Source organism: Pseudomonas sp. 910_21 (assembly GCF_052850735.1).
Window position 1 is genome coordinate 766823 of the sequence record NZ_VXCY01000003.1, and the last position, 19507, is coordinate 786329.

General features: G+C 62.4%; 17 protein-coding genes. 7 read left to right on the forward strand and 10 right to left on the reverse strand.

The genetic code is table 11. The features are described 5' to 3' along the window. The first annotated feature begins 31 nt into the window (after positions 1-31). Entirely contained in the window at positions 32-811 is a 780-nt protein-coding gene (locus tag FW796_RS13595; RefSeq protein ID WP_446439460.1) for an N-acetylmuramoyl-L-alanine amidase, read from the forward strand. A gap of 76 nt (positions 812-887) precedes the next feature. Continuing rightward, complete coding sequence (locus tag FW796_RS13600) at positions 888-2507, forward strand: EAL domain-containing protein (protein WP_346634805.1); 1620 nt, start codon at positions 888-890, stop codon at positions 2505-2507. 4 nt (positions 2508-2511) lie between these two features. On the opposite strand, the gene FW796_RS13605 is transcribed toward FW796_RS13600, so the two are convergent. Together FW796_RS13605 and algB are read right to left on the reverse strand one after the other, a co-directional pair. After that, the gene (locus tag FW796_RS13605) at positions 2512-4296 is read right to left on the reverse strand and encodes a KinB sensor domain-containing domain (RefSeq protein WP_346634645.1); all 1785 of its coding nucleotides are present in this window, start codon (positions 4294-4296) and stop codon (positions 2512-2514) included. Between the two features lie 10 nt (positions 4297-4306). Next, positions 4307-5653 (reverse strand): sigma-54-dependent response regulator transcription factor AlgB, encoded by a 1347-nt coding sequence (algB, locus tag FW796_RS13610; protein ID WP_346634644.1) that lies wholly within the window; start codon positions 5651-5653, stop codon positions 4307-4309. A 439-nt stretch (positions 5654-6092) separates the two neighbouring features. Here algB and FW796_RS13615 point away from each other — a divergent pair, with 439 nt between their 5' ends. From FW796_RS13615 to FW796_RS13635, 5 genes are all read left to right on the forward strand, one after another. Then, on the forward strand, positions 6093-6377 hold the full coding sequence (locus FW796_RS13615) for a hypothetical protein (RefSeq protein WP_346634643.1): 285 nt from the start codon (positions 6093-6095) through the stop codon (positions 6375-6377). An 82-nt stretch (positions 6378-6459) separates the two neighbouring features. After that, a complete protein-coding gene (locus tag FW796_RS13620) occupies positions 6460-6624 on the forward strand; it encodes a DUF1328 domain-containing protein (protein WP_003170804.1) in 165 nt (54 codons plus the stop codon). 2 nt (positions 6625-6626) lie between these two features. Next, positions 6627-7094 carry an inhibitor of vertebrate lysozyme family protein gene (locus FW796_RS13625; RefSeq protein WP_446439461.1) on the forward strand — a complete coding sequence of 156 codons (468 nt, stop codon included), beginning with the start codon at positions 6627-6629 and terminating at the stop codon, positions 7092-7094. 744 nt (positions 7095-7838) lie between these two features. Then, positions 7839-9170 carry a glutamate/aspartate:proton symporter GltP gene (gltP, locus tag FW796_RS13630; RefSeq protein WP_346634641.1) on the forward strand — a complete coding sequence of 444 codons (1332 nt, stop codon included), beginning with the start codon at positions 7839-7841 and terminating at the stop codon, positions 9168-9170. A 177-nt stretch (positions 9171-9347) separates the two neighbouring features. Continuing rightward, positions 9348-10577: a nucleoside recognition domain-containing protein gene (locus FW796_RS13635; protein ID WP_123723788.1), complete on the forward strand. Its 1230-nt coding sequence runs from the start codon at positions 9348-9350 to the stop codon at positions 10575-10577. A 72-nt stretch (positions 10578-10649) separates the two neighbouring features. On the opposite strand, the gene FW796_RS13640 is transcribed toward FW796_RS13635, so the two are convergent. The 8 genes from FW796_RS13640 to FW796_RS13675 all read right to left on the reverse strand — a co-directional run bounded on the left by FW796_RS13640 (position 10650) and on the right by FW796_RS13675 (position 19441). Continuing rightward, positions 10650-11279 carry an ABC-type transport auxiliary lipoprotein family protein gene (locus FW796_RS13640; RefSeq protein WP_446439462.1) on the reverse strand — a complete coding sequence of 210 codons (630 nt, stop codon included), beginning with the start codon at positions 11277-11279 and terminating at the stop codon, positions 10650-10652. Continuing rightward, positions 11276-12214, reverse strand: coding sequence for an MlaD family protein (locus FW796_RS13645; protein WP_346634639.1), 939 nt, complete (start codon positions 12212-12214; stop codon positions 11276-11278). The genes FW796_RS13640 and FW796_RS13645 overlap by 4 nt, the downstream gene beginning before the upstream one ends. A 1-nt stretch (position 12215) precedes the next feature. Then, positions 12216-13019, reverse strand: a complete 804-nt coding sequence (locus FW796_RS13650; protein ID WP_346634638.1) for an ABC transporter ATP-binding protein — start codon at positions 13017-13019, stop codon at positions 12216-12218. Further along, positions 13016-14164 carry an MlaE family lipid ABC transporter permease subunit gene (locus FW796_RS13655; RefSeq protein ID WP_446439463.1) on the reverse strand — a complete coding sequence of 383 codons (1149 nt, stop codon included), beginning with the start codon at positions 14162-14164 and terminating at the stop codon, positions 13016-13018. The genes FW796_RS13650 and FW796_RS13655 overlap by 4 nt, the downstream gene beginning before the upstream one ends. Positions 14165-14218: 54 nt before the next feature. Beyond that, positions 14219-15262 (reverse strand): DUF5924 family protein, encoded by a 1044-nt coding sequence (locus tag FW796_RS13660; RefSeq protein ID WP_446439464.1) that lies wholly within the window; start codon positions 15260-15262, stop codon positions 14219-14221. A gap of 94 nt (positions 15263-15356) precedes the next feature. After that, positions 15357-16742, reverse strand: a complete 1386-nt coding sequence (locus FW796_RS13665; RefSeq protein WP_404937997.1) for a M16 family metallopeptidase — start codon at positions 16740-16742, stop codon at positions 15357-15359. A 56-nt stretch (positions 16743-16798) separates the two neighbouring features. Continuing rightward, entirely contained in the window at positions 16799-18457 is a 1659-nt protein-coding gene (locus FW796_RS13670; RefSeq protein ID WP_346634634.1) for a Na/Pi cotransporter family protein, read from the reverse strand. Positions 18458-18673: 216 nt separating this feature from the next. Then, positions 18674-19441, reverse strand: coding sequence for a TerC family protein (locus FW796_RS13675; protein ID WP_123723793.1), 768 nt, complete (start codon positions 19439-19441; stop codon positions 18674-18676). Positions 19442-19507 lie beyond the last annotated feature (66 nt).

Below are 19507 nucleotides of genomic sequence, written 5' to 3' on the forward strand. Positions count from 1 at the left end.
CATTCTTTTCATCAGCGTATTGCCCTTTGCCATGAAACTCCTTGCTCTTGCTTTTTCGCTCCTGGTCCTCGCCGGTTGTGCCAGCGGTCCGCGCATCGACACCAGTCACCCTTCGGTCAACTACGACCAGCGCGCCCAGTTCATCATCGTCCACTACACCTCGGCATCCCTGGAACGCTCCCTGGCCTTGCTGACCCACGGTCAGGTCAGCAGCCATTACCTGATCGGCGACGACAAGTCCGCCACTGTCTACAAACTGGTGGACGAGCAATACCGCGCCTGGCACGCCGGCGAGAGCCAGTGGCAGGGCCGGACCTGGCTCAACTCCAGCTCTATCGGCATTGAAATCGTCAACCCGGGCTTTCGTGATGGCCCCAGCGGACGACTCTGGTATCCCTATAGCGAGGCGCAGATCCAGAATCTGATCGTGCTGCTCAAGGACATCAGCAAGCGCAACAACATCTCCCCGCGCCACATCATCGGCCATAGCGACATTGCTCCCCAGCGCAAGCTGGACCCGGGTCCGCTGTTCCCCTGGAAGCGCCTGGCCGACGCCGGACTCGGCTTGTGGCCAAACGCTCAGGCTGTGGCACGCCAGCAGGCGTTTTTTGCCGCGAGCCTGCCGAGCATCAGCTGGTTCCAGCAACAGTTAGCGGTCCTGGGCTATGCCACGCCGCAGACTGGTGAACTGGATGCGGCTACCCGCCATGTGCTGGCGGCCTTCCAGATGCACTATCGCCCGGGTCGTTTCGACGGCACCCCGGACGCAGAAAGCGCAGCCATGCTCCAGGTGCTCAACCAGACAAAATAATGACGCCGCCGGACGGTTCGGGCCGATTACTCAATCAGTTGCTATAACTCATTGGTAATCCTTCGGATCTTTCATGATGCCGGCCGCTCGCCAGACCCTGCGCACCTGGTTCCATCGCCCCTGGTTGCTGGCGATGCTGGCGGCTGCGCTGAGCGCGGCGGTGTTGTTGCTGGGCAGTGCCGGAGTGGCCATGCATCAGGTCCAGCAGCGAGAAAGCGAACAGATGAACGCCCAGGGCCAGCGTTTCCTGGAACGTCTGGAGCAACTGTTCGGGCAACTGCGTGAGGGCCTGGATGTACTGGAGGCCCAGCCGCTGCGCGAGTGCAGCGCCGAGCTGATCGCTGCCCTGCAGCAGGTTAGCTACAGCTATCGCTTCATTTATGAAGCGGCCTATATGGATGCCACCCAGACCTGCTCAAACTGGCCGCAGCAGAATCTCCTGCCTTCGCCCAGGGCTCCGGATATCCGTGGGCCGACCTACAGCTACTGGCTCAACACCTCGACCCAACCCAACGAAAATCTCGCCGCTCTGATGCTGGGACGAGGCAATTTTCGCGTGGCCACCTCCCGTGGGCACTTGACCGACGTGGTCGACCTGCCGGCCGGTGGCAGCCTTATGGTGGTGGTCGACCACGGTGTTCGGGCGATTCCGGTACTGGGTCAGGCTCGGGCCTGGCCACCGGTGGAACCTTGGCGGGCCGGCCGTGACGGTCCCTTGCAGGTCACCCAGGATCTGTTGATCTATCGCATGCCGACCCGTAACCCCGAATACCAACTGGTGATGATCAGCCCCCGGGCCAGCATGCAGGCGGAAATGCTCGATGGCTGGTGGTGGTTGTTGCCGGTCAGCCTGCTAATGGCGCTGTTTATCGGCGGGCTGGTGTATCAGTTGGTGCGGCAGCGCCAGTCGTTGGGAGCAGAGCTGCAAGGGGCCCTGCGACGCGGTGAGCTGCAGGTGCTGTACCAGCCGATCTTCGACCTCAACAGCAGGCTCTGTGTCGGGGCCGAAGCCTTGCTGCGCTGGCGGCGTCCGGACGGCACTCTGACCAGCCCCGATCTGTTCATCCCCCTGGCGGAGAACACCGGACAGATTCGCCAGATCACCGACTTCGTCCTGCAACGCCTGCTGGAGCAACTGGGACACGTGCTGCGAGCCAATCCCCAGCTGTACATATCAGTCAACCTGGCGGCCTGCGATGTCATGGTGCCGCGGATCGGCCTGGTCATGGCCCGGCTCCTGGCGTTGCATCGGGTGGCGGCGCGACAGATCGCCTTCGAGGTGACCGAGCGCGGCCTGATCGACGTGGTGGTGGCGCGCGACAACCTGCAGGCCCTGCGGGATGTCGGGCATCAGGTGCTGATCGATGACTTCGGCACCGGCTACTGCAGCCTGGCCTACCTGCAAAGCCTGCCGGTGGATTGCCTGAAGATCGACAAGGCCTTTATCGACGCCCTAGGCCACGATGCTGCCAGCAGTGGCGTGGCGCCCCACATCATTCGCATGGCCCACGCCTTGAAGCTCAAGGTGATCGCCGAGGGCATCGAGTTCGAGGACCAGGCCTCGCTGCTTAGCAGCGAGGGGGTGAACTTCGGTCAGGGCTGGCTGTTTGCCCACGCCCTGAGTGCGTTGCAGTTCACCGAGCTGATCACCCGCGGTCGGCGTCTGGTGGCCCGGCGCCTGGATGATGAGGCGTGAACCTCTAGAGCGGCAGGGCCAGATAGAACTGGGTGCCCTGCCCCGGCCTTGAGTAGACGCCCATGCGTCCACCGTGGAGCTGGACGATTTCCTTGCACAGGGCCAGTCCGAGCCCGGCACCGCCTTTCTTGCGTCCGACCTGAACGAAGGGTTCGAAGATTCGACCCTGCTGACCGTAAGCGATGCCCTCGCCATTGTCCTCGACGCTGACAATCACCCGTTCGCCATGGCGTCGCGCCTGCAGGCGGATCTGGCCGCCACTGGCGGTATGGCGCAGGGCGTTGTCGATCAGATTGTCCAGGACCCGTTCCAGTTGCGGTCGGTCGGCGTGCAGGCGCGGCAGTGGCGCCTGGATCTCCAGCAGCAGGCTGATGTCCTGCCGCTGCGCCTGTTCGTTGAAGCGGCCCTGGGCCTGCTCCAGCAACTCTTCCAGGGGGCAGGGCGCGAGTGTGAGCTTCTGCAGGCCATTCTGATAACGGGAAAAATTCAACAGGTCGTTGATCAGTTGCATCAGCCGCTGCATTTCTTCGTTGACCGTATTGAGCAGGTCGGTTTCCCGGGACTCTTCGGCGAAGTGCAGGCGTTCCTGGAGCAGGCCGAAGGCCATGTGCATGCCGGTAACAGGTGTTCGCAGCTCGTGGGAGGCGCGCAATACGAACTCGCTGCGCACCCGCTCGAATGCCCGCTGCTCGGTGACGTCATGCAGCACCATCACCGCGCCGAGAATATGGCCCTGGGTGTGGCTCACCGGGGTCAGGCTATAGGTCAGCAGGCGCGATTCGCCGTCGACCTCGATATTCAGGTCTTCCGGGGCTCGTTCCAGGGTGCCGCCACGCAGAACCAGCTGCAGCTGTTCATCCAGCTCCGGGCGTTGCAGAGCGCTGCCCAGGCCCTGGCCGAGGCGCTCCTGATCCCAGCCCAACTGCCGCTGGGCCACGGGGTTTAGGTGTTCCAGGCGGCCTTGGCGGTCGATCATCAACAAGCCGTCGTCGATGCTGTCGAGCACCGCCTGCAAGCGCTGCTGGCCAGCCAGCAGTTCGTCGACATTGGTCGCCTGATGCTGGCGCAGGGCTTCGGCCATGATGCCGAAGCGTCGGGTCAGCAGGTTCATTTCCGCTGCTGCCGAGATCGGCAGGGTGACGTCGAAATTGCCTTGGCCGATCTTGTCCGCGGCCTTGGCCAGGGCTTCGATCGGTCCGCCAAAGCGCCGGGCAATGGCATGGGCGGTGATGAAGCCGATGATCAGCACCGCCAGGCCGACCAGGCCCAGCAAGCCGGCCACCAGCAAGGCGCGGTCCCGGGCCTGGCGCTCGACCTGGCTGATGTTGTCCAGGGCGCGCTTGTGTTCATTGATCAGGCCGTTGCGCAAGGTATTGAAACGCTCGGTCAGCGCCTCGTTGTTATTCAGGCTGGCGGCGGTGTTGCTGTGCTCGAAGGCCTGGTAGAAGCTCAGGTAATCGCTGCGGGCCTGCTTGAAACCGCCCACGGACGGGTTCTGCTGTTCGTGGACGATGCCCTCGTCGAGCAGGTCCAGATAGCGCTGCCGCGAGGCTTCCAGGGCCGCGGGGTCGGGCTTGTTGCTGAGCATGATGATCAACTGATCACCCAGGGTCTGGCGCAGCTTTAGCCCCAGGTCCAGGGTGATGAAATTGTTGCGGATCAGCGATTCCTGGGTACTGGCCATCTGCATCACGCTGACCAGCCCGAGCACCAGCCCCAGTAGGGCCACGGTGATCAGGGCCGAGATGCTCAGAAACAGCCGGGTCCGCAGTTTCATCGCTAACTTCATAGGGTGATGCTCACAGGTTGTACTGTTTGCGCTTGCGGTACAGGGTCGAAGCGTCGATGCCCAGGGTCTTGGCTGCTTGGTCCAGGGTATCGCTGGTGGCCAGGACGGCGCCGATATGGGCTTTTTCCAGCTCATCCAGGCTCAGCGCGGCACCGATTCGCGGGGCATTGTTGGTGGGCTGCTCGGTCATGCCCAGATGACTGATTTCCACCCGTTCCTGGGGACAGATGATGCTCGCCCGCTCCACCACGTTGCGCAGCTCGCGGATGTTGCCCGGCCAGCGGTAGTTGAGCAGTGCTTCCCGGGCGTCGTCGCTGAAGCCTCGGGCCGGCCGCGAATACTCTTTGACGAAGCGTGCGAGAAAGCGGTCGGCCAGGGTCAGGATGTCTTCGCTGCGTTCGCGCAAGGGCGGCAGGTGCAGGGTAATCACGTTCAAGCGGTACAGCAGGTCTTCACGGAAGCGCCCGTCGCGCACCATGTCCTCGAGATTGAGGTTGGTGGCGGCGAGGATGCGGACATCGGCACGGCGAGTCACCGGGTCGCCGACGCGCTCGTATTCCTTGTCCTGGATAAAGCGCAGCAGCTTGGGCTGCAGGGTCAAGGGGAAGTCGCCGATTTCATCGAGGAACAGGGTGCCGCCATCAGCCTGGTTGACCCGGCCCAGGGTGCTTTCGCTGGCCCCGGTAAAAGCGCCGCGGCTGTGGCCGAAGAGCTCGCTTTCCATCAGTTCGGCGGTTAGCGATGGGCAGTTGATGGTCACGCAGGACTTTTTCGCCCGTTTGCTCCAGCCGTGGATGGCCCGGGCCAGTTCGCCCTTGCCGGTACCCGACTCGCCGAGGATCAGAATATTGGCATCGGTGCTGGCCACCTGGCGGGCGGTTTCCAATACCACTTTCATCGCCGGACTGTGGGAGTCCAGGCCGTCCTTGGGTTTGCGCACTTCACCTTCCAGGGCTTCCAGGCGCGCCGAGAGCTGGCGCACTTCCAGTTGCTTGGCGGTGGCCAGGCGCAGTTGGTCGGGGCTGCAGGGCTTGACCAGGTAATCGGCGGCACCGGCCTGGATCGCGTCCACCGCCGTGTCCACGGCGGAGTGGGCCGTGACGATCACCACCCGCATCCAGGGCGCCTGGGTACGCATCTGGGCCAGCACATCAAGGCCGTTGTCTTCCCCCAGGCGCAGGTCGAGGAAACACAGGTCGAACACCTGGCGTTGCAACAGGGCATCGGCCTGTGCCGCGCTGTTGGCGGTGGCTACGGTGTAGCCCTCGTCTTCCAGGCAATAACGGAAGGTGCGAAGGATGGCGGATTCGTCATCCACCAGAAGGATGCGGCCTTGATTCTCCGGCGCTGACTCCATTTCCCAGGCTCCTTTAATGAATGATCTTATTTAGTCCCGGATAAATCGGGCAAGTTGCAAGGTTGATTCTGATCCATTCCACGGCTTGAAGGTTAGATATCTCCGCCGGAAATGGCTAACAGACTGAAATCCCAAATGTTTTGCCAAGGCTAGTCCTTGAATGGGTCTGTATCAGGCTGTCCGTCACTGGGCAAAGTTCCCCCTCCGATCAAAAAGCCATGGACGCTGGCCGGTCCGATCGTGCATTTCGCACGGTTGACTGGGGGGCATCGTGCAGGATGCGTATGAGTCAGTGTTTTTGTATTGTTTTAAGTCATTGATTTTATTGAGTTTATAGTCTGTTTAAAAGCTGGCATGCAGACTGCAATAACCCTCTCATCGTGAAGCGCAACTCAGGGCTTCCATAACAACATCACCACAGTGTGGGAGGAGTTTCAGGATGAATCGCCAAGGTCTTGCCCAATTGCGTATCGCGCCACTGCATCTCCAGCAAGGCCTGTTCGCCAGCCTGGCGTTACTGGTCACCCTGATCGCCGGGCAGCAGTTGCAGCGTTGGGAGGATAGCCAGGTGCCCGCCCCGCGCGTACCGGCTCATCACTTCACCCAGACCCATTTCAGTTCGGTGAGCAGTCAGCTCAACGATGCAACACCAGTGCAACTGATGGCCGTCGATCAGGCACAGCCGGCGCTTGAAGCGCCGCGTCAGGAACGCTGGGTGTTCTAGGCACCAAGGCCTGGCCCGCATTCGGCGGCGCACGGCCGGCTTCATAGGCAGCACCACTAATAGAAGAGTAAGGAGAATCATCATGCTGAGCTGGGCAATCACATTCCTGATCATTGCCATTGTCGCTGCGGTCCTGGGCTTCGGTGGTATCGCGGGCACCGCCACGGGTATCGCCAAGATTCTCTTTGTCGTGTTCCTGGTGATGTTCATTGCTTCGTTCTTCTTTGGCCGTCGTGGCCGAGGCTGACCATGAGTCTTTCGTTGAAGACATTGGCTGCCACGCTGCTGCTGGGCGTCAGCGCCCTGGCGTCGGCGGCCAATGATGGCCAGGCACGTGCCAACCAACTGCTGAGTTCGGACCCGCAGTTTCGTGAAACCTGGCAGGGGGTTGTGCACAAGGAAGAGCGCTTGCCCGAATGGGTGATGGACTTGTCGGGCGATGCTCAGCAACAGATGAATGCAGTGACTGAAGACGGCGATCAGTACCTGGTGGGACCACTTTGCGAGACTGCGCAGAGTTGCCAGAACCAGCGCCTGATCCTGGCCTTCAGCTTCGACAAGAAGCATGCCTACGCGATGCTGGTGGAGGTGCCTGTGGGCTTGCCTGCGGACAAGTCACCGACCCGTCACGCGAACTACCGCTTCCTCGGCAAACCCGATGAAGGGATGCAGGCGTTGCTTCAGGAGCAGTTGCGCAAAGATCCGAACTGGTACTGAGTTCGAGGTGCCGATACTGCATAACAGATAGGAGAAAGGGCCGCCCTGGCGCTTTCGACTGTTGCACCACCCGAGGAGGGTGAGTGCATGACCATGGGGTCGGGACGTTCTGATCCACTGATGATCGGAGTGACCTAGGGGTACAGGGAGTGCCTCCGCAAGGGCCGGGTCAGGAAAGAGCTGCGGCGTAAGCTCCCAGGTCGAGCATCGACTTGACGAGCTTGCGGCGTGCTTGAAGAGCAAAGTCTTGTCCTAGAGCCATCCGTCCGTCATTTTCGTGACTCCCCCAGGAAAAAATCTTCCTTTGACTCCGGTCAAACGTTTCCTAGTGTTTCTCTGCGACCGTATATCGAGAAACTTTGCGCCACTTGCGCAACCTTTCCGGGCGCCCGAATCAGAGCAATCCTAAACTTTTTTAGACTTTTTCCTGACCCTTCCGACAAGCCTGCACACCGCCTGAAATGGCCGTTTCACGGCATTTTTGCCTGCCGAAATGTCGTATTCGAACCGGTTGGGACGCTCGTTTTGTTTGTAAAAACTCATGCCGATTCGGCATAGGGTAGGCGTTTACGGCATTAGACGCGCCTCCCTTGCATCGGAATAGTTGCGCCTTTTTTCGCCCGCAGAGAGCCGTAAATGCTCGTTCGGGATGACCTTATACGGGGGCCGATGCACAAACTTTTCCGCCATTGAGCGTTCCAGTTCGCGCATCAGCCCGAGTCCAACTGAAGTAAGGGTAATGATATGAAGAAGGCAAAATTAAGCCTCGCCTGGCAGATCCTCATCGGTCTGGTCCTGGGGATTGCGATTGGCGCGCTGCTCAATCATTTCAGTGCTGAAAAGGCCTGGTGGATCAGCAACGTTCTGCAACCTGCAGGCGATATCTTTATCCGCTTGATCAAGATGATCGTGATCCCGATCGTCATCTCCTCGCTGATCGTCGGCATTGCCGGTGTCGGCGACGCCAAGAAACTTGGCCGTATTGGTCTGAAGACCATCATCTACTTCGAAATCGTCACCACCATCGCCATCGTCGTGGGCCTGCTGCTGGCCAACCTGTTCCATCCGGGTGCGGGCATCGACATGAGCACCCTGGGGACCGTGGACATTTCCAAGTACCAGGCCACCGCCGCCGAAGTGCAGCATGAACACGCGTTCATCGAGACCATTCTCAACCTGATCCCATCGAACATCTTCGCGGCCATGGCCCGTGGCGAGATGCTGCCGATCATCTTCTTCTCGGTGCTGTTCGGCCTGGGCTTGTCGAGCCTGCAGTCGGATCTGCGCGAGCCGCTGGTGAAGATGTTCCAGGGCGTCTCGGAAAGCATGTTCAAAGTCACCCACATGATCATGAACTACGCGCCGATTGGTGTGTTTGCCTTGATCTCGGTGACCGTCGCCAACTTCGGTTTCGCCTCCTTGCTGCCGTTGGCCAAGCTGGTGATCCTGGTGTACGTAGCCATCGCCTTCTTCGCCTTCGTGATCCTCGGCCTGATCGCCCGCCTGTTCGGCTTCTCGGTGATCAAGCTGATGCGCATCTTCAAGGATGAGCTGGTGCTCGCCTACTCCACCGCCAGCTCGGAAACCGTGCTGCCGCGGGTGATCGAGAAGATGGAAGCCTACGGTGCGCCGAAAGCCATCTGCAGCTTCGTGGTGCCCACTGGCTACTCCTTCAACCTTGACGGCTCGACCCTGTACCAGAGCATCGCGGCGATCTTCATCGCCCAGCTGTACGGCATCGACCTGTCCATCAGCCAGCAACTGCTGCTGGTGCTGACCCTGATGGTCACCTCCAAAGGCATCGCCGGGGTTCCGGGTGTGTCCTTCGTGGTCCTGCTGGCGACCCTGGGCAGCGTGGGCATTCCCCTGGAAGGCCTGGCCTTCATCGCCGGTGTCGACCGTGTGATGGACATGGCGCGTACCGCCCTGAACGTCATCGGCAACGCCCTGGCAGTCCTGGTCATCTCCCGTTGGGAAGGCATGTACGACGATGCCAAGGGCCAGCGCTACTGGAATTCCCTGCCGCACTGGCGCAGCAAAGAGAAGCTGCCGGCTGGCGAAGCTTCCAAAGGCTAAGCGCCTACTACGTAGGAGCTGGCTTGCCAGCGAAGAGACCCTCAAGTCCTCTACACGGCTCAGACGCGCCTTCGGCGGCCAGCCGGCTCCTACAGATGACAGACCCCGGTTAATCCGGGGTTTGTCGTTTCTGCCCGCCCCGCTATCATTCGCCGCATCTTCCGAGGGATATGACCGATGCTCAATGGCCTGTGGCTTGGCTTCTTTATCGTAGCGACCGTGTCCGCCCTGGCGCAGTGGCTGGTGGGCGGCAACGCCGGGATCTTCGCCGCCATGGTGGAAAGCATCTTCGCCATGGCCAAGCTGTCGGTGGAGGTGATGGTGCTGTTGTTCGGCACCCTGACCCTGTGGCTGGGCTTTCTGCGGATCGCCGAAAAGGCCGGCATCGTCGATTGGCTGGCCAAGGTCCTGGGGCCGCTGTTCAAGCGCCTGATGCCGGAAGTGCCGCCAGGGCACCCGGCCTTGGGGCTGATCACCCTGAACTTCGCCGCCAACGGCCTGGGCCTGGACAACGCCGCCACGCCGATCGGCCTCAAGGCCATGCGCGCCCTGCAGGAACTCAACCCCAGCGCCACCACCGCCAGCAACGCGCAGATCCTGTTCCTGGTGCTCAACGCTTCGTCCCTGACCCTGCTGCCGGTGACTATCTTCATGTACCGCGCCCAGCAAGGCGCGGCGGACCCGACCCTGGTGTTCCTGCCGATCCTCCTGGCGACCAGTGCCTCGACGCTGGTGGGCTTGCTGTCGGTGGCGGTGATGCAGCGCCTGCGTCTCTGGGACCCGGTAGTGCTGGCCTATCTGATTCCCGGGGCCCTGGCGCTGGGCGCCTTCATGGCACTGCTGGCGACCCTGTCGGCCACGGCCCTGGCGTCGCTGTCATCGATCCTCGGCAACCTCACCCTGTTCGGTCTGATCATGCTGTTCCTGGTGATCGGTGCGCTGCGCAAGGTCAAGGTCTACGAGGCCTTTGTCGAAGGGGCCAAGGAGGGCTTTGACGTCGCCAAGAACCTCTTGCCGTATCTGGTGGCCATGCTCTGCGCGATTGGTGTGTTGCGGGCTTCCGGGGCCCTGGATTTTGGCCTCGACGGGATTCGTCATCTGGTGGCCTGGGCCGGCTGGGATACGCGCTTTGTCGACGCCCTGCCCACCGCCATGGTCAAGCCGTTCTCCGGCAGTGCGGCCCGGGCGATGCTGATCGAGACCATGAAGACCCAAGGCGTGGACAGCTTCCCGGCCCTGGCGGCGGCGACCATCCAGGGCAGCACCGAGACCACCTTCTATGTGTTGGCGGTCTACTTCGGTGCGGTGGGTATCCAGCGGGTGCGGCACGCTGTGGGCTGTGCCTTGCTGGCGGAATTCGCCGGGGTGGTGGCGGCGATTGCGGTTTGCTACTGGTTCTTTGGTTGAGTTGACCGAGCCTTCGCCGGCAAGCCGGCTCCTACAGACGTTGTAGGAGCCGGCTTGCCGGCAAAAGGGCCCTCAATGTTTCAGCGCCAGGTTGCCCTGCCCCACTGCCCAATCCACCACCTGCCGGGTCAGCGCATCGCTGGCCTGGCCAAATACTGTCACCACCGCCGGCACCTGGGTTTGCGCCAATGGCTGGCGCACTTCAAAGCGTCGGCTGGCGAGGATCTTCTGGTCATAGCCGCGAATCAGTCGCGCATCCAGGCGAATCACCACCTGGGCGTCAGAGCCCTGATACTCGGTCTGAAAGGCCTGCAGGTCACCGCCCAGGGCGAGGTCGCTCTGCAGGTTGCTGTCGTCGGTGCTCAATAGCTGCACCCGGCCATCGCGCTGGAAGCCGTCCAGCAGGCGGTTGCGCAGCAGGATCGGTGCCGGGTCGCTCCAGCGCGAAGCTTTGTAGCTGCTGATCAGGTTGCCCTGGGGAATCACCGCGATTCGCGCGCTGTTCAGGGCATCGCCGGCCTGGGGCTTGAGCAACTGCAGCGACCACGACAGCGCCTGGCCCGTGGCGGGGGGCGTGCTCTGGCTCACCGGCAGCCGATAGATATCCAATGGTTCGCCCTTGGGCAGGATCGAACAGGCACTGGTCAGGGCCAGGGCGGTCCCCAGGGCCAGTGGCGCCAGCAGATGACAGACACGCTTCATGGCGTGAACTCCTTGTTCTTCTCGTTACCCAGCAAGTAACCGCCAGGGTTGGCTTCGAGGCGACGGGTGATGGCTCGCAGCGAGCTCAGGGTCTCGCGCAGCTCGCGCACCGCCGGCGCCAGGCCGTTGAGCCCTTGCATGCCATTGTTCAGCGAGTCCTGGTTGTCGCTCAGCAGTTTGTTCAGGGTGGCGCTGCTCTGTTCCAGGTTGCGCATGGCGTGCTCGGCGCTGCCGAACATCTGCTTACCCTGGTCGTTGAGTACGCCGTTGGCATTGCGCATCAGCGCGGTGGTCTGTTCCAGCATGGCGCTGGTCTGCTTGCTGATAGAACCCAGTTGCTGCATCAGTTGGCGCAGATCGTCACGTTGTCCGGCGATGCTGGCCGAGGTCTTCTGCAGGTTATCCAGAGTGCTGCTGACCCGCTCCACGTTGTCCGGGGAAAACATGCGGTTGGTGTTGTGCAGCAGCAGGTTGACTCCGGTCATCAGGTCATTGCTGTTGTTCAGCAGGCGGGCAATGGGCGATGGCGAGGCGACTATGGTCGGCAGTTGGCCGTCCTTGCCCTTGAGCACCGGGCTTTGCGGTGTACCGCCGCTGAGCTGGATGATCGAGGTGCCGGTGATGCCGGTCAGGGCCAGCTTGGCCTGGGTGTCCTCCTTGATCGGGGTTTCACTGCCCAGGCGGATCTGCGCCAGTACCCGGCGCGGGTCCTTGGGGTCCAGGCGCAGATTGACTACGTCGCCGACCTTGATCCCGCTGTACTGCACGGCACTGCCCTTGGACAGGCCGCTGACCGCTTCATTGAACACGATCTGATAGTCCTGGAAGGCGCTGTCGACGCTGGACTTGGCCAGCCACAGGCCGAACAGCAAGGCGCCGGCCACCACGATCACGGTGAACAGGCCGATCAGTACATGATGGGCTCGGGTTTCCATGTCATCCCTCGTTGGTCTGTGTAGCGGCCTGATAGGCCGCGCGGCCGCGTGGGCCATGGAAGTATTGGTGAATCCATTCGTCCGGGGTTTGCGCGACGATGTCGATGGCGTCCGCCACCAGCACCTTTTTCTGCGCCAGTACCGCCACCCGGTCGGTGATGGTGTAGAGGGTGTCGAGATCGTGGGTGACCAGGAACACGCTCAAGCCCAGGGCATCGCGCAGGGTCAGGATCAGTTGGTCGAAGGCTGCAGCCCCCACCGGGTCGAGGCCGGCGGTGGGTTCGTCGAGAAACAGGATGTCCGGGTCCAGGGCCAGGGCGCGGGCCAGGGCCGCACGCTTGATCATGCCGCCGGAGAGCGAGGACGGGTACTTGTCCGCTGCCGACAGGGGCAATCCGGCCAGGGCCAGTTTCACCGCCGCCAGGTGTTCGGCGTCGCTGCGGGACAGGCCCGCATGCTCGATCAGCGGCAGGGCGACGTTTTCGGTCACCGTCAGCGAGGTGAACAGCGCGCCCTTCTGGAACAGCACGCCAAAGCGCCGTTCAATCAGTGAGCGTTGCTGCTCCGGCAGGCTTGGCAGGTCCTGGCCGAAAACCCGCACCGAGCCTTCGCTGGGCTGACGCAGGCCGACGATGCTGCGCAGCAACACCGACTTGCCGCTACCGGAGCCGCCGACCACGCCGAGGATCTCGCCCTTGTACACGTCCAGGTCGAGGTTTTCGTGCACGCTCTGCTTGCCGAAGCGGTTGCACAGGCCACGGACTTCGATCACCGCCTCGGCAGGCGGGCGCGTCGGGCGGCTCACCAGCCCATCTCCATGAAGAACAGCGCGGCCACGGCGTCGATGACGATCACCACGAAGATCGACTGCACCACGCTGGACGTGGTGTGGGCGCCCACCGACTCGGCACTGCCGCTGACCTTGAAACCCTCCAGGCAGCCGATGGCGGCGATCAGGAAAGCGAAGATCGGCGCTTTGACCAGGCCCAGCAGAAAGTGCTTAACGCCGATGTCCGAATGCAGCAGCGAAAGGAACATCGCCGGGGAAATATCCAGGGACAGGGCACAGACCACGGCGCCGCCGATGATCCCGGAGAGCATCGCCAGAAAGGTCAGCATCGGCAGCGCCACCAGCAAGGCCAGCACCCGGGGCAGCACCAGCAACTCCATCGGGTCCAGGCCCAGGGTGCGAATGGCGTCGATCTCTTCGTTGGCCTTCATCGAGCCGATCTGCGCGGTGAAGGCGCTGGCGGTGCGCCCGGCCATGAGGATCGCGGTCAGCAGCACGCCAAATTCCCGCAGGAAGGAAAACGCCACCAGGTCGACGGTAAAGATGCTGGCCCCGAAGTTGGCCAGTACCGTGGCCCCGAGAAAGGCCACCACCGCCCCCACCAGGAAGGTCAGCAGGGCAACGATGGGCGCGGCATCTAGTCCGGTCTGCTCGATATGCGCCACCACCGGGGTGATGCGCCAGCGCTTGGGGTGCAGCAGGCCCCGGGCCAGGGTTTCGAGGATCAGGCCGATAAAGCCGAGGACTTTCAGACTGTCTTGCCAGACGGTGTAGACCGCACTGCCAATGCGTGAGAGCAGTTGCACGCTGACGGAAATCTCCGGTTCCTTGACCGGTACACAGAAATCGTTGAGCGAGCTGTAGACCGTATGCAGCAACGCGCGGTCGGCGGCGGACAGGGTGCAATCAGGGTGTTCGGCGGATCGCCCCAGGCGTTCGGCTCCCAGTAGTTCTACCAGCAGCGAGGCGCCGGCGGTGTCCAGGGCTCCCAGGCCGTTGAGGTCGATGTGGGTGCTGCTGTCATAGCGGCCGCTGAGGGTTTGGCTGAGACGCTTGAGCTCGCCGTAGTGCGCCAGCGTCCAGTCCCCGGAGATGCGCAGTTGCGCCGGGGAGAGGGCAAGGTCCAGTTGAGCGGTGCCGGGCGTCACGCTGGTAGTCATAAGCTCCGAGCTTGTGTGGCGATTACGCAGTGCTACGTAATAGCACGATCCCGACTACTTTGCCTCGCCGCTCTTGGCGGCGTCTTGATCTGGATCGGTGATCTCGAAGCGCAACACGCCAATTACCTGGCCGTCCTCGGTGATCACCCGCACTTGCCATTTTCCCGCTGGGTTGCCGGGAAAATTCTGCTTGTGCGACCAGGCGCGGTAACCCTCCTTGCGTCCGCCATGAATATCCAGGGCGATGCGGTCCACTTCGCTGCCGTTGAACTGCCAGACGTGATAGATGCGCTCGTCCAGGCCCCGGGGTGCATTGATCGCGGTGTAGGCGTACAAACCGTTGCTGCGTACCTGGCTGGCGCTCAACTGCTCCAGGCTGTCCCCGGGCGTGCGGTCCTGGAGTTGGGTGCTGATGGCGTCCTCGGTCAACCACAGAGTGGCCGGCGGCACCCAGGAGCGCAGCAGCCAGCCGGTGCTGCCAATGGCCAGGGTGATGCACAGCACCGCCAGTGCGCTGCGCACGCTGCGGATCGGCAGGATCGACGCCAGGCTCGGGAAGGACAGGAGCATGGCGATGCCCAGGGCCAGCTTGAAGCTCTGGGCCGTGGTCAGGTGCAGGATCAGCGGCAGGGCCGTGAGCAAGGCGGCGAACAGGGTCAGGGTGTGCAGGGCGAGGAACAGCCAGCGCCGCGGCGCCAGCCACTTGTAGTACAGCGGGTCGGTGATGGAAATCAGCGCCGCCGCTCCCAGCAGCCCGGTGAACACCAGTTGGCCGCTGTTCCAGCTGGTGGTGATGAAGAAGAACGGCAGGACGAAGAACAGACTTTCCTGGTGGATCATTTGCGTCGCGTAGCGCAGCAGCGGTTGCGGGATCTCGCGCTTGAAGACCTTGGTGAACAGTTGGGTCAGACTGTTTTCCAGCATCAGCCAGACCCAGCTCACCAGCAGGATCACGGCGATCCACGAGGCCAGGCTCTGTTGCCGATCCACCAGGATGAAGCTGCCGACTCCAGAGATGAAACCGCCGAGCGCAATGACCCCCGGGTAGCGCTTCATCAGTTCCAGAATGCGCTGAATATAGTGGGTCAGGTTAGGCATCGGGTGGGGTCACAGTCTTGGCAGGAAAAAACCGCGACAGGATACCTGTTGGCCGCTGCCTGTGGCGAGGGAGCACGCTCCCTCGCCACACCGGCTAGAGGTTACGCCGGCGGTGCAGCAGGTAGCCGCCCAGGCTGCCGAGGACGATCAGGGCCAGCAGGCCGCCGGTCAGCCAGAGCAGTTGCTCGTCCCCCAGCAGCGGTTTTTCGATTCGCACGTAGCCCGGCTGCTGCAGCAATTGCCCCAGGGCCAGGTTGGCCTGCTTCAGGCTCACCGCCCGCAGACGCTTGGCCGGGTCGCTGAAACGGCCGTTGTCGAAGTCCCCGAGGGCGCTCCAGTAGTAGTCCGCCAGGGCGCTGTTGCCCTGAACTGCCCAGGCCTGGCGATCGATGGCGGCCTGCTTCAGGCGCTCGAAAGTCGCGGGGTCGAGGCCGTCCTTGAGCAGCTTCGCCTTGAGCTGCTCGACCACCTGTCGGGCCTGGGGCAGGTCATCGCGTTCGAGGTCGGCATTGAGGCTGAGAAAACCGACGCCGCCAAACACCTCACGGTCGCTCCAGGGACCGTAGGACAGCTCATGCTCCAGGCGCAACTGACGGTACAACGCCCAGTCCAGATAGTCCTTGAGCAGGTCGAAGGTCTCGTCGTGCTGCTGTTCCAGCAGGGGTTCGGGGAACAGCCAGTGCAATTGTGCGCTCTGCCCTACCCAGCCATGGATCAAGTCGCGCTCGGCGGCGGCCGTACCCTGGATCTGCGGCAGTTCGCGGTGCTCGCTGGGTTCTACCGGCTCGAGGGCGCCGTAGGTGCGCTCCAGATAAGCTGGCAACAGGCGATCCAGTTCGCCGACGACGATCAGGGTCATGTTGTTGGGGGCGTACCAGTCTTTGCGCACTTGCTCCAGCTGGGCCAGGGTCAGGTGCTCGACTTCGGCGCGCTCGGCGCATTTGAGCCCCAGTTCCACCGCCAACTGGTTGCCGGCCTTGTGGCCCAGGTCCTGGCGGTCGAGCCAGCGCTGCAGGTGCGAGTAATGACCGCCGTCTTCGCGCTCCACCACCTGTTTGGCGGCGGCCACGGCGTTGTCGTCAAGGCGGGTGCGGGTGAGCAATGACAGCAGCAGGTCGAGGACCTTGCGCTGGTTTTTCGCCGGGGCTTCGATGACGAAGGTGGTGTCGGCATTGCTGGTATAGGCGTTCCATTCGCCGCCCAAGGCTTGCATGCGCTCTTCCAGGCCGCCTTCGCCGTCGGCGTCGATGCCGCTGAACAGCAAGTGTTCAAGCAGGTGCGGCAGTTCCTTGTCGGCACAGGCGAAATCGTCCAGGCCGACGCCCACCACCAGGCGGATCGCCACGTGGCCGCGTTCGCTGCCGGGCTTGAGCAGCAGCTGCAGGCCGTTGGGCAGGGTGTAGCCTTCGACCTGGAAGCGATCCAGGGCCCATCCTTGTGCACTGCCCAGCAACAGGCAGGCGAATAACAGACAACGCATAACAAGCTTCCTTACGGCGTGCGTAAGTTTTAGAGACTTCAGATAACGCTGGACGTTCAGGGTGAATGGGTGATGTCAGCCATGTCCTCGACTTCCAGCGCCCCGGTATCCGAGGTTTCCAGGACCACATAGGCGCTGCTGCAGAACAGCGAGTTGAGACGCTTCATATCGGCAATCAGTTCCAGGTGCAGGGAGCTGGTCTCGATGCTCTGGACGATCTTGCGCTGCAGCCGGCTGACGTGGGCGTGGGCCAGACGCCGTTCCTGGGCGCGGAAGCGGCGTTTCTCCCGCAGCAGTTGGCGGGCGCTTTCCGGGTCGGCGCTGAGAAATACCGAGAGCCCCAGGCGCAAGTTGGCGATCAGTTGCGCGTGCAGCCCGGTCAGTTCTTCCAGACCCACTTCGGAGAAGGAGCGGCGTTGCGATGTTTTCTGCTGCTGGACCTTGCGCAGCATGCGTTCAATCAGGTCGCTGGCCAGCTTGAGGTTGATCGCCAGTTCGATGATTTCCGCCCAGCGCCGGCTGTCCTGCTCGCTGAGGTCTTCCCGGGGCATTTGCGCCAGGTACAGCTTGATAGCGCTGTACAGTGCTTCGACATCGTCGCTCAGGGCGCGCATTTCCTGGGTAATGGCGGTCTGCTTGCCACGCAGCACATCGCGCATGGCTTCCAGCATATTGTCGATCAGGTCGCCGATGCGCAGGGTTTCCCGGGCGGCGTTGGCCAGGGCCAGGCTCGGGGTGGCCAGGGCAGTGGGATCGAGGTGCCGTGGTCGTGCACGGCCGTTGTCCTGGGGGCGCTCGGGCATCAGCCACGCGCAGAATCGCGCCATGGGGCCGACAGTGGGCAGCAGCAACAGGCAGCGGGCGGTGTTGTACAACAGGTGGAAGCCGATCACCACTTCCTGGGGACTGAAGTCCAGGCTGTCCATCCAGTGGGCCAGCGGGTCGAGTACCGGAATGATCAGCAGCAGGCCGATCAGCTTGTACAGCAGGCTGCCCAGCGCCACCTGGCGTCCGGCAGTGTTCTGCATGCTGGTGCTGAGGAAGGCCAGCACCCCGCTGCCGATGTTGGCGCCGATCACCAGGCCGATGGCCACCGGCAGGCTGATCACTCCGGCCCCGGCCAGGGTGGCGGTCAGCAGCACCGCTGCCAGGCTGGAGTAGGACACCATGGCGAACACCGCGCCCATCAGCGCATCCAGGAGGATGTCGCCGGTAAGCGAGGCGAACAGCACCTTCACCCCTTGAGCGTGAGTAATCGGCGCTGCGGCTTCGACGATCAGTTGCAGGGCCAGGATGATCAGGCCCAGGCCGATGCCAACCCGGCCCAACTGACCGGCGCGGGTCTGCTTGCGCGACAGGAAGAAAATCACCCCGAGGAAGATCAGCAGCGGCGACAGCCAGGACAGGTCGAAGGTCAGCACCCGGGCCATCAATGCGGTGCCGACATCGGCACCCAGCATGGTTGCCAGCGCCGGGGTCAGTGCCATCAGGCCCTGGCCGACAAAGGAGGTCACCAGCATCGCCGTGGCGTTGCTGCTCTGGACCATGGCGGTCACCAGGATGCCGGCGACGAAGGCCAGCGGTCGCCTGGCCATGTTCTGACCGATCACGTGGCGCAGGTTGGAGCCGTAGACCCGCAGGATGCCGGTACGGACGATGTGCGTGCCCCAGATCAGCAGGGCCACGGCGGAAAGCAGATTGAGCAGGGTCAGCATGAGAGGCCCCCCCTGGGGTGAAGAGCCCCAAGCGGGGCCAGTGGACGTTGTTGCGCGAGGTTCTACGTTATGTATTTAAGCTGTAGTTGGCTAACGCACAGGACGCCAGCATCGCATAGCTAAACCGGTGATTGAAACAAAACTGTCATGAAAACAGCTGCCTGCAGACGTGAAAAAGGGGCCCGAAAGCCCCTTTTGCTTGAGTGCGTTCGCGGTTTATTGACCAGGAACGTCCTTGCGCAGTTTTACCGGGTCCTGCTGTTTTTTCTTCTTCGCGATGGCGGTGCGCATCTTGATGTTGATGGCTTCCACCGCCAGGGAGAAGGCCATGGCGAAGTAGACGTAGCCTTTTGGTACGTGCACTTCGAAGGCCTCGGCGATCAGTACGGTACCGACTACCAGCAGGAACGACAGCGCGAGCATCTTCAGCGACGGGTGCTTGTCGATGAATTCGCTGATGGTGCCGGCCGCCAGCATCATCACCAGGACCGCGACGATGATCGCCGCCACCATGACCGGTACATGGGACACCATGCCCACCGCGGTGATGACCGAGTCCAGGGAGAAGACGATGTCGATGATCGCGATCTGGATGATGGTGTAGAGGAAGTTGCCGCCCTTGCCTTTGGGTTCATCCAGGGTTTCGTCTTCACCTTCCAGGGCGTGGTACATCTCCTGGGAGCTTTTCCACAGCAGGAACAGGCCGCCGAAGAACAGAATCAGGTCTCGTCCGGAAATGCCTTGGCCGAAGACCACGAACAGGTCGGCCGTGAGGCGCATGACCCAGGTGATCGACAGCAGCAACAGAATCCGCGTGACCATGGCCAGCGCCAGACCGAAGATCCGCGTGCGCGCCTGCATGTGCTTGGGCATGCGGCTGACCAGGATCGAAATCATGATGATGTTGTCGATGCCCAGGACGATTTCCAGGGCGGTCAAGGTAAAGAAGGCAACCCAGATTTCCGGGTTGGTCAGCCATTCCATGTGTATTCCTTTGAGCGGTTGTTATGGCCCGGGCCGGGAAGCCGGCCCGAGCGAAGAATCATTGCT